This is a genomic window from uncultured Desulfobulbus sp. (genome assembly GCF_963662935.2).
GTDB lineage: Bacteria > Desulfobacterota > Desulfobulbia > Desulfobulbales > Desulfobulbaceae > Desulfobulbus.
On the sequence record NZ_CAXXTL010000002.1, the window covers coordinates 942,243 to 957,365 of the forward strand.

Genomic DNA, 15,123 nt, shown 5'->3' on the forward strand with positions numbered 1-15,123 from the left:
ATTATGGGGAACGCCGATCGCGTTCCTGCTGCGCCGGCTTGGCCTGCTCATTCTTCTTTTCCAATACTTTTTCCGGCAGCAGTTCATTAAAAATGGCCGGCTCCTTCTGCACAAAGTATTTGCGTAGACGGGGATCATCAATGAGTGAGCGCAACAATTCCGATCCCTGTTTCAGATAGGGTGAGCTGTAGGATTTGCGCAGTAAATCGTTGGTTGTCGACAGACTGGAAGCCAGCAGCATATAGAGCAGGGAGGTGACCACCGCCGCCTTGATGCCACCGAGAGCAAGGCCGGAAAGCCGGTCCAGCCAACCAAGCAGAGTGATTTGCAAAAAGCGATGCAGCACCTTGCCGATCAAAGTAAAGACAAGGGCGGCGGCAAGAAAAAGAATGGCAAAGCTGACAAGGAAGGTTACCTTCGGATTGTCGACAAATTTTTCGGTCCAGGGCAGAATTCTATCCGCATACTGGCCGGCCAGATAGTACCCCCCCACTAGGGCAAAAAAAGCGGCCAACTGACGAACAAACCCTATCCAAGCGCCTCGCAGGAAAAAAAATAGAAAAAGGAAGGCGACCAGAAAATCGAAATAGGTCAAATCATTGAATGTTGGCATATGAAAGTAAACAAGACAGTGAGAAAAGAGAAACGATCCCCTCACCGGAGACCGCTGCCGCCAGATGCATCTACATCGTGGCCAGGAAACGGATCCACGCGGATCCTGCAGCCAAGGGCGGACGGATTATACCGGATTCATGGGTCATGACAAGCATTTGTCCGGAATATATCCCGAAAACCTGCCAACCCCTTTTTACCGGCATGGACAGATTGACCGCACGCTGGCAACCGCTTGCACCGACACACTGCCAACTTGCCCTCCTGGATCTGGATACGCTACAACCCCTGATCGAACAAGCCGAAGCGCTCAGTTTTTTGACCACCCTGCTCTCGCCGGCCGAAACTGAGCTCTTTCGGCGGTTCCGCTATGCAAAGCGGCGACTGGAATGGCTGGGCGGGCGCCTCGCCGCCAAACACTGCCTGCACGGACTCCTCAACGAAGACGTATCGGGACGGCATTTATATGCCACCTATTCCATCCTGCCCGATACCCATGGCCGCCCTCGTTTGGCAATACCGCTGACTGAGTACCCTACAGCCTCCATCTCCATCTCCCACAGCCGGGGATACGCAGCCGCCCTGGTGCACCAGAGAGGTGACTGCGGCATTGATATCCAACAGAAAACCCCGAAGCTGGCCGCGGTTCAGGAACGATTTACATCAGACGAAGAACTGCGCCTGCTCCACCCAATCACAGATACTCTCACCCGGTTGGGCCTGCTCTGGACAGCTAAAGAAGCAGTCAAAAAATGCCTGCTTGCTGATCACCCTTCCTTTTTCGGGATAATCAAGCTGGCCGAAGCCAAGTACGAACCGATCGAAAGAATCTGGACCGTGCATTGTCGCCTGACGCATCCCGCCGCTCTTTCGGCCACGGTTCGAATTGCGGAACTTGATGAACATCTCATCGCCTGTGCCTCCGGAGAACCACATGCCTGAATTGCCGGAAGTGGAAGTCACCCGACGGGGATTGCTGGCAGACCTGCCTGGCAAGACGGTTGTCCATATCTCCTGGAGCGAGCACCGTTTACGCACAGCAATTCCACGCCAGCTTCTTCAGGAGCACATTCTTGGTCAAGAAATTCTCACTATTGATCGCAGAGCGAAGTATCTGCTGCTGAGAATGGGGGGGGGATCAGTCCTGGTCATCCACCTGGGAATGACCGGCAAGCTTGCTTTGGTCGGGGTGGACACCGCACCCCACAAACATGACCATCTCGTGCTGTCGCTGGATAGCGCCAGGGATTTACGCTTAAATGACAGCCGTAGATTCGGCGCCCTTATCGTCTGGCCGGCAGCGCATGCCGAGGCACATGAACGCGAATTTTCCGCCAAGGAAGGCATCGAACCTTTCGGCCCCGAGTTCAAAACTGAACACCTGCTCGCCCTCGCGGTCAAAAGAAAGACACCGGTCAAGTCCCTGCTCATGAATGCCCGGCTCGTCGCTGGTATCGGCAACATCTACGCCAACGAGATCCTGTTCGCCGCCCGAATCCATCCCTTGACCCCGGCCAGCCGATTGGTGGGTGAGGAGTGGCAGGGAATAATAACCGAAGGAAGACGGATTTTGCAGCAGGCCATTGATGCCGGCGGCTCCACCATTGCCGATTTTCTCGGCGCCAGCGGCCACCCCGGCTATTTTCAGTTGCAATTCAAGGTCTATGGCCGCAAGGATTACCCTTGCCCGCACTGTTCACAACCCATCGTCAAAACAACTCTGGCAGGGAGAGCTACCTATTTTTGCCCTTCCTGCCAGATCTCGCCCAACCGTTGTCGCTCTTAAGCAACACCACTTCTCGTTGATTTCACGTCACTTCTTTAAATATCGCTTTTTAATGTTTCCTAATTGCGACAGTGCCCCTGACCATTAATCCTTATACAATGAAGGAACAATGTGATGCCGGTTGAGCAGTTTATAGAAGTCCGTTCGGTTGCGCTGGGCCAGCCGGGCGGCCTGGGAAACGTTACCCTGTGTTGTTTGCAGCAACTGGATAAGGTATTGCTGCTCAAACTGCCTTCGTGCCTCAGAGAGCGGCAGTATTTTTCGCTGGTGTTGCTTTATAGCGTCATAAAGCAGATCCTCGGTAATCAGCGATGAGGTTGCCAGGGCTACAGCATTTTCCACCACATTATACAATTGCCTGATGTTACCCGGCCACTGGGCCTCAACGAGAATCTTCATTGCCTCCGGCGTGAACCGCTTCTCCTGTCCATCATTTTTCTCGGTGAGAATGGTCACAAAATGTTCGGCCAGCAGCGGAATATCCTCCTTACGCTTGTGCAGGGGGGGCAATTCCAAGCTGACCACGTTCAACCGGTAAAAAAGATCTTCACGGAAAGTATTTTCAAGGATAGCCTCTTCCAGGTTTTTATGGGTCGCCGAAATGATGCGCACATTCACCGACACCGGCCGGGAACTGCCCACCGGGCGTATCTGCCGGTCCTGAAGAACTCTCAACAGCTTGACCTGGATGTGGAGCGGCATATCGCCGATTTCATCAAGAAAGAGAGTGCCGTTGTCCGCTGATTGAAACAGACCGGCGTAGCTTTTCACGGCTCCGGTGAACGACCCCTTGACATGCCCGAATAACTCGGATTCAAGCAAGGTCTCAGGGATCGCCGTGCAGTTAACCGGAATAAAAGGCCCCTTTTTGTAATTGCTGGCCTTGTGAATGGCAATGGCCAGCAATTCCTTGCCGGTGCCGCTCTCGCCCCGGATAAGCACGGTGGAATCGGTTTCGGCGACCAGTTTGACCCGGGAAAGCAGTTCCTCCATGACGGCACTCTGACTGATAATCTCCTGCCGCCACTCTTCCCGGTTTTCCGAGGCCTCGCCGACCCCACCTCCGGTCGCCTCGATAGCCTTTTCTATTTCCAGTAAGAGCGCCGCCCCTTCGATTGGTTTAGTCAGAAACGAAAAGACACCCTGCCTTGTCGCTTCGACCGCTTCGGGAATAGAACCATGGGCTGTAATAATGATGACGGGAACCGATTTATTCAAATTACGGATCGCCTCGAACAGGGCCAGGCCGTCGATTCCCGGCATCCGCAGATCGGTCAGGACCACGTCGGGCTTGAAGGCGGAAAAAGTTGCCAGAGCCTCTTCCCCGCTGGCGGCAACCGCGACTTTATAATTCTTGCTTTCAAGGCGCAATCTCCACAGGCGAAGCAGATCTGTTTCATCGTCGACCAGAAGTATCTTGTATTGACGCCCCATGTTACCGCTCCCTGTTCTTGATTATACTTTCAATGTTTTTCAGCTGTTCTATCTGTTTTTGCAATTCTTTGATGCGCGCCTGATCGCTGGAGGCACTTTTTTCCAAAACCTCGTTGCGCTCCAGCAATTCCTTGTTTTCCGCCTCCAACCCATCTTTTTCATCTAGATTTTTATTGCTGAGCGCCCATTTGCCTATCTTTTCCCGGTCGATTCGCTGCATCAGCATATGAACCCCCTGGAGGCCAGGAGCACTCTCCGGATGCGCCTTGATGTACAATGAAAGTGCATCCATCCCTTCCTTGAACTGTTTATAGGAGGCGTACTGATGCAGACTCAAGCAGATCAGCCTGAGTACCTCACCATTCTCATCGCGAGAAGCATTGGCAAAAGCCGTTTTGTAAGCACCATTAAACGCCTGGCGGGACATCTTTTGCTCACCTGCAAGGCAGGAGAGAATCGTATCGGCGTCCGTTGCCTGCACGACAATTTTTTCCTTTGGTTGATCGGCCGCTTTTCTATACTCGGCACAACCACTCATCAGCAAAGCAGACAGGACAACCAGAACAAGGCACAAAGTTTTCATTTCATACTTCCTTCGAACACGGCAGGGTGACCTCAAAACGTGCCCCATGATCACTGGGCAACAATCGAAGCGTACCGCCGCAATTTTGAATATATTCCTTACTGACTGCAAGCCCCAGACCAGAGCCCTTGACAACGGACCGATTTTTCTGTCCCCCTTGAAAAAAAGGCAAAAAAATCTGCGATCGATCTTCCTCGCTGATGCCCGGACCCGTATCCTCAACGACAAGATGCAGGGTGTTTGCCTTTTTTTTCATGAAGATGCCGATTTCGCCATTGTCCGGGGTGAACTTCACTGCATTGGCCAGCAGGTTGTCGACTACTGTCTTCAATTGTTTCAGGTTGCCGTTTACGCTCACCGGAAGCAGTTCGGTCGTTAGATTGATGTTTCTGGCGAGCAGGGCGTTGCGATGGTCTTCGGCTACATCAACAAGCAGGGCGTCCATGCGAATATCCTGAATATCAAGCGGTACTTCCTTGGCTTGTGCCATGTTGAAATCCAGGATATTTTGAATAAGCTTCTGCAGTTTGTTGCAATTGTTGTCAAGGATGCCCACCACTTCAGCTTGATTGTCGCTCAAAGGGCCCACCAATCCATCTTTGAGCAATCCGGCCCCTTCCTTAATGGAAGACAAGGGCGTCTTTAATTCATGGGAAATATGGGCCAGCATCCTGACTTTTTCCCGATCCAAAGTGTTGAGCCGTTTCCTCAACCAATCAAGCTTGGCTCCTATCGATTCGAGATCGCGAGGACCGGAAACAACAATCGGCGTGGCAAAATCGCCCTCGCCCAACCGCTCTATCCCCCTGTCCAATTGACTAACCGGCTTATTAATCAACGAAATAAATAGCACCACTAACAGCACGCTAAAGCCGATCAAGCCCGACACCTGCCAGACCAGGGTGTTCTTGTTATTTTGCACCTGTTCCTTAAGGATATCAACTTCTTGAATCATCAGGGCATTACTCAGACGCTCCAGTTGCGAAACAATCGCGCCGATTTCACTGTAGCCGCCAAGCGCGGCCTCCTGTTCGCCTTTCCTCTTGACAGAATCTCCGGAAGCGTTCGTCAAGGCCGTGACCAGAAAACGCTCCTTGGCCTGTAATTGTGCAATCAGCGGGGCCAATTCGTTTTCCGAATTGAGACCGGCAAACTGGTGAAGCAGATCCTCTACTTCCAAATGCCGTCCGTTGACATCTTCCAAGTGTTCTGCCTCACCCAACACTGTGTACAATCGCGCTGCCCTTTCCTGGCGATGAAGTAAATCGGCGACCTTCCGGCAACTGTCAATTCTACCGGCCGACCGAAACACAGCCACCGCACCCTGCTGCACCAAGCCATCAAGAATCTGAATGGAACTGACCAAGGCCACGATCAAGGGTAAAGCAACAAAGATAAATCCGGTCAATAACAAGGAAAAAAAGGAACGCGGACGATATAATCGATTCACAACACCTCACTTGCTGAGATAGACATAATCAAGGTACAGCACTTGAGGCTGGGACTGCTGCACCACAAAAAGACCGAACCCCTCAATATGCTCCATATCCATTACTCGTCCCTTGGGGGCATTTTTCACTTTCTCCAAAGAAATAACGAGATCATTCCACCCATGCGTAAGAGTAAATTGCTGATTGAAACGATCGTTGAACTCCATATCGTGCTCTTTATGATGGACATCATGAATGCGGCTATTGACGATAAACCCGGCAGGTTGAGGATTATAAACGCTGCAGTGAAACGTCTGAAAGCCACGCCAGTCGTGGGGAAAATAAAAAAGAGCAATCCCGGAAAATTTGGCGGTGGACAACTGTACCCGAACCGCTTTCTGACCGTGCCGAACTATTTCACTTTCCTCTCGAAATTGCTGGGTATTGACCCACCGGTCGCGCTCAAAGGGTGTTTCGAAATCCGAGAGAGCCGGAAACTGTCGGGCGGCCTGGTATTCGTCAATCAATGACCTACACAATGGCCAAACAGCAATGGTCAGCAGAACCAAAACACCACCTTTGAGCAGATAGCGCTTGCAGCAATCTCCAAAAAGCTGCGGGCGGATAAAAAAGGCAAACGCCGTCAAACAACCCAATTGATTGCGGAGCACATCGCCTATATCGGGGGAGCGATTGCCACTGAACATCTGCAAAAATTCCACCAAGAACCCAAGAATAAAAACAAAAATGAAAATGGAGAGGAAAACTGAGAAAGGGGAACCTGCGAACTTTTTCTTCCCCCAAAAACCGTGAAGCCACAAGGAGAGCAACAGAAAAAAGAGAATATGCCCGAGATCCCAGGCGGACTGAAAGGATCGTGTCGAATAATAGCCCGGCCCTCCCCAAAAAAAGAAGGGGAGACCAATCAGTAGGAAAACACTAAGAAAAGCAAGGGAGAGGCTCGCCTGTCGACCCGATTCCATCATTTCCCTCTCCTTGGAGTCGCCCGCCTCATCAAGAAAGATATCCCTGTTCTTCCAGATAAAGCATTATTTCCTGAACAGCCTCGGCCGGCGTCATAGTGCTGGTATCTATGGTTAATTCCGGATTCACTGGCGGAATATAGGGATCGGAAATGCCGGTCACGCCCCTGATCAATCCTTTCCTCGCCTTGGCATACAGCCCCTTGCGGTCCCGCTGTTCGCACACTTCAAGGGGGGTCGACACATAAACCTCGACATAACCACCATATCGGCTGATCAACTCACGGTTCGCCGTCCTTGATGATTCATAAGGGGCGATCGGTGCACACAGCGCAATTCCGCCATTCTTGGTAATCTCGCTGGCGACGAAACCTATCCGAGAGACATTGAGATTGCGATGAACCTCGGAAAAATTCAGCTCAGACGATAGATTTTTCCGCACAATATCGCCATCAAGCAGGGTCACCGGCCGATCACTCATTTCCATGAACCGTACCATGAGCACCTTGGCTATGGTCGACTTACCGGAGCCGGACAGACCCGTCAGAAACACCGTAAACCCCTGCTGGGATCGCGGCGGAAAAGCACGGCGCAACTCCTTGATAACGTTTCCATACGAGTACCACTCCGGAATTTCCAGCCCCCACTCCAAACGCCTCTTGAGTTCCTGCGAGGTGATGGTTTTAACCGAGTCGCTTGCCCCAACATTTCCGAGAAAAATATATTGAGCCTTTTCTTCCACATAGCCCATGGGCAGTTCGGGAACCATTTCTATTCCGGTCTCGCTCTCCATATTGGCTACCAATTGCTGCGCGGCGCCTTGCCGGTAAAAAAGCGAAACATCCAGGCCGGCAAAAGGGTCACCATGGTCGTTGGCCACCATAAAATGACTGCATCCAAAATTTTTCCTGATCATCGCATGCCAAAGAGCCTCCCGTGGCCCTGCATAGCGATCCGCAAGGGACACAATTCCCAGTAGAATCATATTGGCGGGGAAATGTTGGACAAACTCCTGATAGCATTGCACCTGGGTGTAATGATCCCGATTGCCGGGATGATCCAACCCCACCGCCGGATGGATGAAAATGGAGGCATTCTTTTCACGAGCTGCCGCCAGCACCATCTCGCGATGCGCACAGTGCAGGTATTCACGAGTATGAAATCCGAGTACTCGCCGCCAGCCGTATTGGCTAAATCGTCGATGCGTCTCTGCCGGCGTTAAGCGAAGGTTGCGAAAATCATAGTGAATAGGAAGCGATACCCCCTCGACTTGCCCACCCACATACCATTCCGCTATGTTCTTATAGAGATTTTTTACGCCCGGATGCAGGTCAGGATTCTTGGTGCCGTAAACCGCCTCCGCCTCATATACTTTTTCAGGCCTCCAGATTTCACTGACCGTGAGAATGGCCAGGAGAAACCCCTCCTGATCGTTCAGTGCCACCCGCTGCCCCGGCTGTAAGGTCGTGGCCAATTCGGATCTAATATCCAGACAGATCGGCATGGGCCAAACCGCGCCATCGGCAAGACGCATATTCTCCAGAACCTGCACGTAATCACATTGATCGAGAAATCCGACCAAAGGATAGAAACCACGATTCAGGAGCAACTCAAGATCGCAAAGCTGACGACTGTTCGAATCAATTGAGGGTTAATCCAACCGCCTCAACTCGTAAGAGTTCCGCCCGGCGAAAATGAACAATGAGACTTTCAGAATAATCGGCTGATAAAAAGTTTGGCATATCCTTCCTCTCGGGCGCCGAGAATCAAAAAAAAGAGCCGACAACTGTTTGCCCAAATCCATTGCGGCACAACAGATTTTAAAGAATTACCACACTACTTTGAATAGTTGCGTTATATTTCAGTTTGACATTATCTGCGGCTTTTTCGTACCATTGAGCCAAGCAGGATTTACCAACTTCCCCTTACCCCACAAAAGGAGGCCCCATGAAAAAGTTGTACCTGACCCTTATTCTCATTCTCTTTTTTGCGACAGCCGCTTTTGCCAAGGTCAACATCAATACAGCCACCGTGGATGAACTGACAACACTCAACGGGATCGGCAAGGCGAAAGCGGAAGCCATCGTTGCCTATCGCTCCACCAACGGCAACTTCACAACGGTTGCAGATCTCACCAAAGTAAAGGGGATCGGCGACAAAATCATTGAAAAAATCAAGCCCGACGTCACAGTTGGTGAATAAGTAACCCAAGACAGCCGGTCCTGTGTATCTGCGAATGACCGGCTGTCCTTTTGTGACTTACGGAACTTGTAACTGGAGTTGCAGGTTTTGTAACCCCCTCCCATAATGACGCCTGCCTTCCCACATTGTATCGCCCCATCTTTTTATCCCTCTGCCGCACCCGATAGCCACAGATATAGAATTCAACACGATCAAACATGAAGATAATATTTGAAAAATGCGAAAATACCTGCTAAAAGTTTAAAAATTTTTATCGCACCAACCCAAAAAATAGAACCCGGGTTCCCTCAACCAACAACCTGTAACGAACACGCATTCCGTTTTTCATACGTGGTATTCCACCCGTTTGTCGGGATGATTTTGATTGGCATACCATGCTGAAAAACAAGAGCGCAAGCAACATCTGGTGCACCATTTGCATATTCGTTCCTGACTTTTAAGGTACTCATCTTTTTTAAGCAGGAGAAACAATGCCACGCCCCATAACCCTTTTCCTCGTTGCCCTCATTTGCTGCCTGCCGACTTTTGTCTCGGCTGCAACAAACTGTTCGATTCATGCGGAATGGTCACAGTATACTCCCCCCAGCGGATATACTGTGTCGGGCTATAGGCTCTATCAGGAGGGGCAACTGGCCTGCCAAACATCGAACTCTGCAGCCACCTCGATAGACTGCCTGGTTTCCATGGACACCAACACCGCCGATTTCACCCTGACCGCTGCCTTTGCCGACGGCACACAAAGTCCGCATTCGGCCCCTTTTTCCTTTTCCATCCCCTCCATAGAGATGGGAGCGGGAGAAGTGCTGGTTAAGATGGAAGCGGGAGAAGTGCTGGTTAATCATCTTTGGAGGCGGGTCTCTTTTGAATCAACCTTCAACGACCCCGTGGTAATTGCCGGTCCTCTCAGTTACAAAGGGGCGGATCCCAGTATTGTCCGGGTGCGAAATGTCAGCAAGACCGGTTTTGAAATCCGATTGACCGAGTGGAATTATCTCGACGGTGCCCACACAGATGAAAACGTCAATTACCTGGTTATGGAAAAAGGTCGGATAACCCTACCTGATGGTTCGTTTGTCGAAGCTGGCAGATTTACCGGCACCACCAGTTTCAAAACCATACAATTCAGCGGACCGTTTACCAAGACCCCGGTCGTTCTGACCACGGTTGCCTCAATGAACGAAACCGACACCATCAGCGGCCGCATCAAGAACATCGGCCTCACCAGCTTTGCCTACTACTTCAGAGAGCAGGAAAAAAACGTCAACACTCATGCCAATGAGACCGTCAACTACATTGCCTGGGAACCCGGAAAAGGAACCATCGGTTCACTGCAGTTCGAAGTAGCCACCACAAGTAATAGCGTCACTCATGCTTGGTACACAAAAGCATTTCAAAACACATTCAACCAGGCGCCCATAGTCTTGGCTGACATGCAATCAACAAACGGCACCGATACCTCGGCACTGAGAATGCAGCAGCTGACAGCAACTAACTTCGTCGTAAAGGTTGAGGAAGAAAAATCCCTGGACAGCGAAGTCTCCCATGGCTCGGAAGCTGTCGGGTATCTTGCGATCAGCCAGGTTGACTGATTCACACTTCCCCCCTGTTATTACGATTGAAATCAGGAAAAACATAGAATAACCTTCTGATTCTCTCGGACCAAAGTTGATGGTTTCGCAAAAAGTCTATTTCTGTCATTTCGACGAGTACAGCGAGGAGAAATCTAATAATAATTCTAGAGATTTATCGCTGCGCTCGAAACAACAAAACGGAGAATTCCTCCCGAAGCACAGAAAAGGAGCCTTGTAACAAGCTCCTTTTTTTGCTCTCACCTTTCATTCATTCCTCCGACATTATATAATCAGCCGAGGAGGAGGCAATCCGCCCCTTTATTTGTCCACTTATAAACACTGAAATATTCCACACCCTCCTGATTGTTGTACTGAAGTGGGTACTTTGGTATGTTGCCTCTTAATAGTCCACACCAAATCTACCATTAACCTTGGTGCACCTCTGGATATGCCACTGGTTCGGCAACCGGGCCGGTAAAACTTGAAAATGTGCAGCAAGAGGCCTTCTTTTCATCATGGAAAAAATTTTAATCACCGGCGCGGCCGGTTTTATCGGTTCATTCCTGTCCAGGAAATTGCTTGAACAAGGCTGGGAGGTGGTTGGCATTGACAACCTCAACGATTATTATGACCCCAGTCTGAAAAAAGCCCGCCTGCAGTGGCTCAACCTACCCGGATTCACCTTTGTCGAACTCGATCTGGCCGACCGGACAGGAATGAAGCAGTTGTTTACTGCCCACCGGTTCGATGCAGTGGTCAATCTGGCCGCCCAAGCCGGAGTCCGCTACTCCCTCACCAATCCCCACGCTTATGCCGACTCCAACCTCCTTGGATTTGTCAACATTCTTGAAGGTTGCCGTCACTCCGGGGTAGGGCACCTGATTTTTGCCTCCTCGAGTTCTGTCTACGGCGGCAATACCAGTATGCCCTTTTCCGTACACGATAATGTGGACCATCCGGTCTCGCTCTATGCCGCCACCAAAAAGTCCAACGAGATGATGGCCCACGCCTACAGCCATCTGTATGGAATGCGCACCACTGGGCTACGGTTTTTTACGGTCTACGGCCCTTGGGGACGACCGGATATGGCCTATTTTCTCTTCACTAAGGCGATCCTGGCCGGCGAGCCGATCAATATCTTCAACAATGGTGATATGGCCAGAGATTTCACCTATATTGACGACATCGTCGAGGGCGTGGCGAGGGTCATCGATCAACCGCCGGTCCCTAACCCTGCCTGGGATAAGAGCCAACCGGACACCGCCACCAGTTGGGCGCCTTACCGCATTTACAATATCGGTAACAACAAACAGGAAACACTGATGCACTTCATCGAAGTTCTGGAAGGCTGCCTTGGCAGGAAGGCCGTGAAAAATTTTCTCCCCATGCAGGATGGTGATGTGCGAGAAACCTATGCCAACATCGACGATCTTGTGGCAGATGTCGGGTTTCGCCCATCCACTTCGATCGAGGTCGGATTACAGCAATTCGTTACATGGTACCGGAGTTATTATTTATGAAAATAGCTATTATTGGAACAGGTTATGTCGGCATTGTCAGTGGAACTTGTTTTTCTGAGTTCGGGCACGAGGTCGTCTGTATTGATAAAGACGCGGCTAAGGTTGCCGCCCTTTGCCAGGGACAAATACCGATCTATGAGCCTGGCCTGGCCGACATGGTGGCTAAAAACATGACCGGGGGCCGACTTCATTTCACCACCGAGCTCAGCGAGGCGGTACCTGAAGCCGATGCCGTCTTTATTGCCGTAGGAACCCCGTCGAGCCGGCGTGGTGACGGCTACGCCGATCTCAGCTATCTCTACCAAGCCGCTAAGGATCTCGCCCCGCATCTTACCGGGTATACGGTTGTGGTCGATAAAAGCACGGTTCCGGTTGGCACTGCCCGCCAGGTCGCCCGTGTTATTAGTGAGACCAATCCGACAGCCGATTTCGATATGGCCTCGAATCCCGAGTTCTTACGAGAAGGAGCGGCAATCAACGATTTCATGCGACCGGATCGGGTCGTCATAGGGGTGGAAAACGAAAAAGCTGCTACAGTGCTTCGCGAAATCTATAATGCACTTTACCTCATCGAAACCCCGATCGTTATCACCGGGATTGAAACCGCCGAACTGATCAAATATGCCGCAAATGCCTTCCTGGCGGTGAAAATCAGCTTTATCAACGAGATGGCCAATATCTGCGAAGCCGTGGGGGCCGATGCCATCGCCCTGGCCAAGGGAATCGGGCTTGACGGACGAATCGGAAAAAAATTTCTGCATCCCGGTCCCGGCTACGGCGGCTCCTGTTTCCCCAAAGACACGGTTGCGCTGCTCCGTACGGTTCAGGAGCATGGGGTAAGCGCCCGAATTGTAGAAGCCGCAGTTGAAGTAAATGCCGCCCAGAAAGCACGGATGGTGAAAAAAATCCGTGATGCATTGGGCGGCAGCGAAACCGGATTGACAATTGGAGTGCTTGGCCTCACTTTCAAGCCGGAAACCGATGACATGCGCGAATCACCCGCCTTGACTATCCTCCCGGCCCTGATTGAGAAGGGGGCGAAGGTCGTGGCTCACGATCCTCAAGGGATGCGGGAGGCGGCAAAATTACTCCCCGATTCGGTTATATACGTCGAAAACCCTTATGAGGTTTGCCTCGGAGCTGATGCCATTATTCTTATGACCGAATGGAACCAATATCGGGCCCTGGATTTTAAACGAGTCCTAGCCACGATGAACAAACCGGTCTTTGTCGATTTGCGAAATGTCTACGAGCCGAACAAGATGAGGGCTATCGGGTTTGAATACCATGGTAACGGGCGGGGACACGAGAAAAGGTGACACCGTTGAGCCATTGCGTCAGCAATCACTGCTCTTTGGGAACCTTCAAATTGTGCATGCACAACTACTGGCTGCAAGTAAGTAAGTAGTAATCTTCATACATAACGGAGGGTCATGCAAAATGTACGTCCGCAAGTTGTGTCATATAATGGCCACAGCCGAAAACCCTGTGTCTTGAATGGGAGAATTTGCTGCACAAAACTGAACCTTGTTCGCGGGCATGGCCCGCGATGTTTATCCTGAAATGTTGCATCTACTCGGATATCAATTTCGACCAACGGGAGAAATCTCGTGTCGCAAAGGACGAGACTCCTCGCTACAGCCCGAAATTACAAGGGAAAACCGTTTCACTCTTTTTTAGATAATTGGGTCGAAACAAACAACCTTTTCATTTTGCAAAAGACTCTAACGGTTAATGCTGATTGTCTGATTCCTGTGAAAGATTGGCCACGCCATCATCCAAAATATAGGGCTAAACTTCACTCTGGTTTTATCAAAAAGTGCGATCTCACCAAAGCCCCCTTTTTAGGGCGTGAACATCTACCCTCTCCTCTCTCTCGCTTGTTCATGACAGCATATGGCGAACAGGAGAGAGGCAATCAAGCCGGCCTCTGCTCTTTTTTTTTCTCTCCCACCCTTTTATTCCTCTTTGCGGCATTATATAATTCATCTACCTCTAGGTGGGAAAAACACCCCCTCCTCCTTGATTTTCCCCCACCTCAATTTTCGGATTCCAAAGGAGATAGATTATGGCAGCAAAAAAACGTCTAGGCGAAATCCTAATTGATTCCGAACTTATTACCGAAGAGGTATGTAACCGGGCACTGAGAATGCAAGTTGGTGGAACCCGCAGACTTGGCAGGATCTTGGTAAAAATAGGCGCCATAACCAGTGACCAACTGCTGGAAACCCTGGCCACCCAGTTTGAACTACCAATCGTGGACATAGAACAAGAATACAATCCGGAAGCAAAAAAACTGCTTCCCCGATACCTCTGCTCTAAATACGAGGTATTCCCCCTGGAATTGGAGGAGGGTACAATTCTCCGCTTGGCGATGGCCGATCCTTCGGACAACGAGGCGGTAACCGACATCGAAAACTTCACAGGCAAAGCGGTGCAACCCTGCCTGGCGCGGCAAGGTGATATCCACGGAGCCATCACCCGTCATATTGGTTTCTCCCTGCGAGACATTTTCAACCCGCAAAGCTACACCCGTTATGCCAAGGTGGTCTCTTCACTCGCTCTGGTGCTGATTATCCTGGTCGCCGGATTCACCTATCGTTTTTATATCGAATCCAAATACGGTACCGTTACCCGGACAGCCGAGGCAACCATCTACAAAAACCATGATCTTATGGTAGGCATTGAACGGACCGGCAAGGCAACGCTGCTTGGCCGGGGCGCCTACGCCAATGGCTATTACTCCATTTCCTTCGACTCCACCGATGCTTTAACGAAATTCGTTGATTCAAAGAAAAATGATCTTTCGACCAACCAGTATGAGTGGGCTAAATGGGCCGCCTCTAAAGCGCATTGAGAATCTCAATTGACAACACACATTCCGAGTTCAATTACCAAAAAGTAACAAGACGTCTTGGCACGAAACGAACAAGACGAACAACATGTTGAAAAAAATAGAAAAATAAGAGTCACGTCCATGGCACGATGCATGCAAATATAGA

General features: G+C 50.7%; 13 protein-coding genes. 7 read left to right on the forward strand and 6 right to left on the reverse strand.

Annotated elements, in window-relative coordinates:
* Position 1 precedes the first annotated feature (1 nt).
* Positions 2–613, reverse strand: a complete 612-nt coding sequence (locus tag ACHZCX_RS08435) for a CvpA family protein (RefSeq protein ID WP_319586789.1) — start codon at positions 611–613, stop codon at positions 2–4.
* Between ACHZCX_RS08435 and ACHZCX_RS08440 the strand changes: the two genes are divergently transcribed.
* Both ACHZCX_RS08440 and mutM read left to right on the forward strand, forming a co-directional pair.
* Positions 604–1,554, forward strand: a complete 951-nt coding sequence (locus ACHZCX_RS08440) for a 4'-phosphopantetheinyl transferase superfamily protein (protein WP_319586790.1) — start codon at positions 604–606, stop codon at positions 1,552–1,554. The two genes, ACHZCX_RS08435 and ACHZCX_RS08440, sit on opposite strands and share 10 nt — an antisense overlap.
* Entirely contained in the window at positions 1,547–2,398 is an 852-nt protein-coding gene (gene mutM / locus ACHZCX_RS08445) for a bifunctional DNA-formamidopyrimidine glycosylase/DNA-(apurinic or apyrimidinic site) lyase (protein ID WP_319586791.1), read from the forward strand. The genes ACHZCX_RS08440 and mutM overlap by 8 nt, the downstream gene beginning before the upstream one ends.
* Before the next feature lie 84 nt (positions 2,399–2,482).
* Here mutM and ACHZCX_RS08450 read toward each other — a convergent pair whose 3' ends face one another.
* The 5 genes from ACHZCX_RS08450 to ACHZCX_RS08470 are packed head-to-tail and all read right to left on the reverse strand — an operon-like array spanning position 2,483 to position 8,437.
* Complete coding sequence (locus ACHZCX_RS08450) at positions 2,483–3,832, reverse strand: sigma-54 dependent transcriptional regulator (RefSeq protein WP_319586792.1); 1,350 nt, start codon at positions 3,830–3,832, stop codon at positions 2,483–2,485.
* Position 3,833: 1 nt separating this feature from the next.
* Positions 3,834–4,415, reverse strand: coding sequence for a hypothetical protein (locus tag ACHZCX_RS08455; RefSeq protein WP_319586793.1), 582 nt, complete (start codon positions 4,413–4,415; stop codon positions 3,834–3,836).
* Between the two features lies 1 nt (position 4,416).
* Complete coding sequence (locus tag ACHZCX_RS08460) at positions 4,417–5,865, reverse strand: HAMP domain-containing sensor histidine kinase (RefSeq protein WP_319586794.1); 1,449 nt, start codon at positions 5,863–5,865, stop codon at positions 4,417–4,419.
* A gap of 6 nt (positions 5,866–5,871) precedes the next feature.
* The gene (locus ACHZCX_RS08465) at positions 5,872–6,831 is read right to left on the reverse strand and encodes a VanZ family protein (RefSeq protein ID WP_319586795.1); all 960 of its coding nucleotides are present in this window, start codon (positions 6,829–6,831) and stop codon (positions 5,872–5,874) included.
* Between the two features lie 28 nt (positions 6,832–6,859).
* Positions 6,860–8,437, reverse strand: coding sequence for a bifunctional sulfate adenylyltransferase/adenylylsulfate kinase (locus ACHZCX_RS08470; RefSeq protein ID WP_319586796.1), 1,578 nt, complete (start codon positions 8,435–8,437; stop codon positions 6,860–6,862).
* Positions 8,438–8,775: 338 nt separating this feature from the next.
* Between ACHZCX_RS08470 and ACHZCX_RS08475 the strand changes: the two genes are divergently transcribed.
* From ACHZCX_RS08475 to ACHZCX_RS08495, 5 genes are all read left to right on the forward strand, one after another.
* Positions 8,776–9,030, forward strand: a complete 255-nt coding sequence (locus ACHZCX_RS08475; protein WP_319586797.1) for a ComEA family DNA-binding protein — start codon at positions 8,776–8,778, stop codon at positions 9,028–9,030.
* A gap of 470 nt (positions 9,031–9,500) precedes the next feature.
* Positions 9,501–10,619, forward strand: a complete 1,119-nt coding sequence (locus tag ACHZCX_RS08480) for a hypothetical protein (protein WP_319586798.1) — start codon at positions 9,501–9,503, stop codon at positions 10,617–10,619.
* 497 nt (positions 10,620–11,116) lie between these two features.
* Positions 11,117–12,121, forward strand: a complete 1,005-nt coding sequence (locus ACHZCX_RS08485; RefSeq protein WP_319586799.1) for an NAD-dependent epimerase — start codon at positions 11,117–11,119, stop codon at positions 12,119–12,121.
* Complete coding sequence (locus ACHZCX_RS08490; protein WP_319586800.1) at positions 12,118–13,440, forward strand: UDP-glucose/GDP-mannose dehydrogenase family protein; 1,323 nt, start codon at positions 12,118–12,120, stop codon at positions 13,438–13,440. Before ACHZCX_RS08485 ends, ACHZCX_RS08490 begins: the two co-directional genes overlap by 4 nt.
* 749 nt (positions 13,441–14,189) lie before the next feature.
* Entirely contained in the window at positions 14,190–14,978 is a 789-nt protein-coding gene (locus ACHZCX_RS08495) for a hypothetical protein (RefSeq protein ID WP_319586801.1), read from the forward strand.
* Positions 14,979–15,123 lie beyond the last annotated feature (145 nt).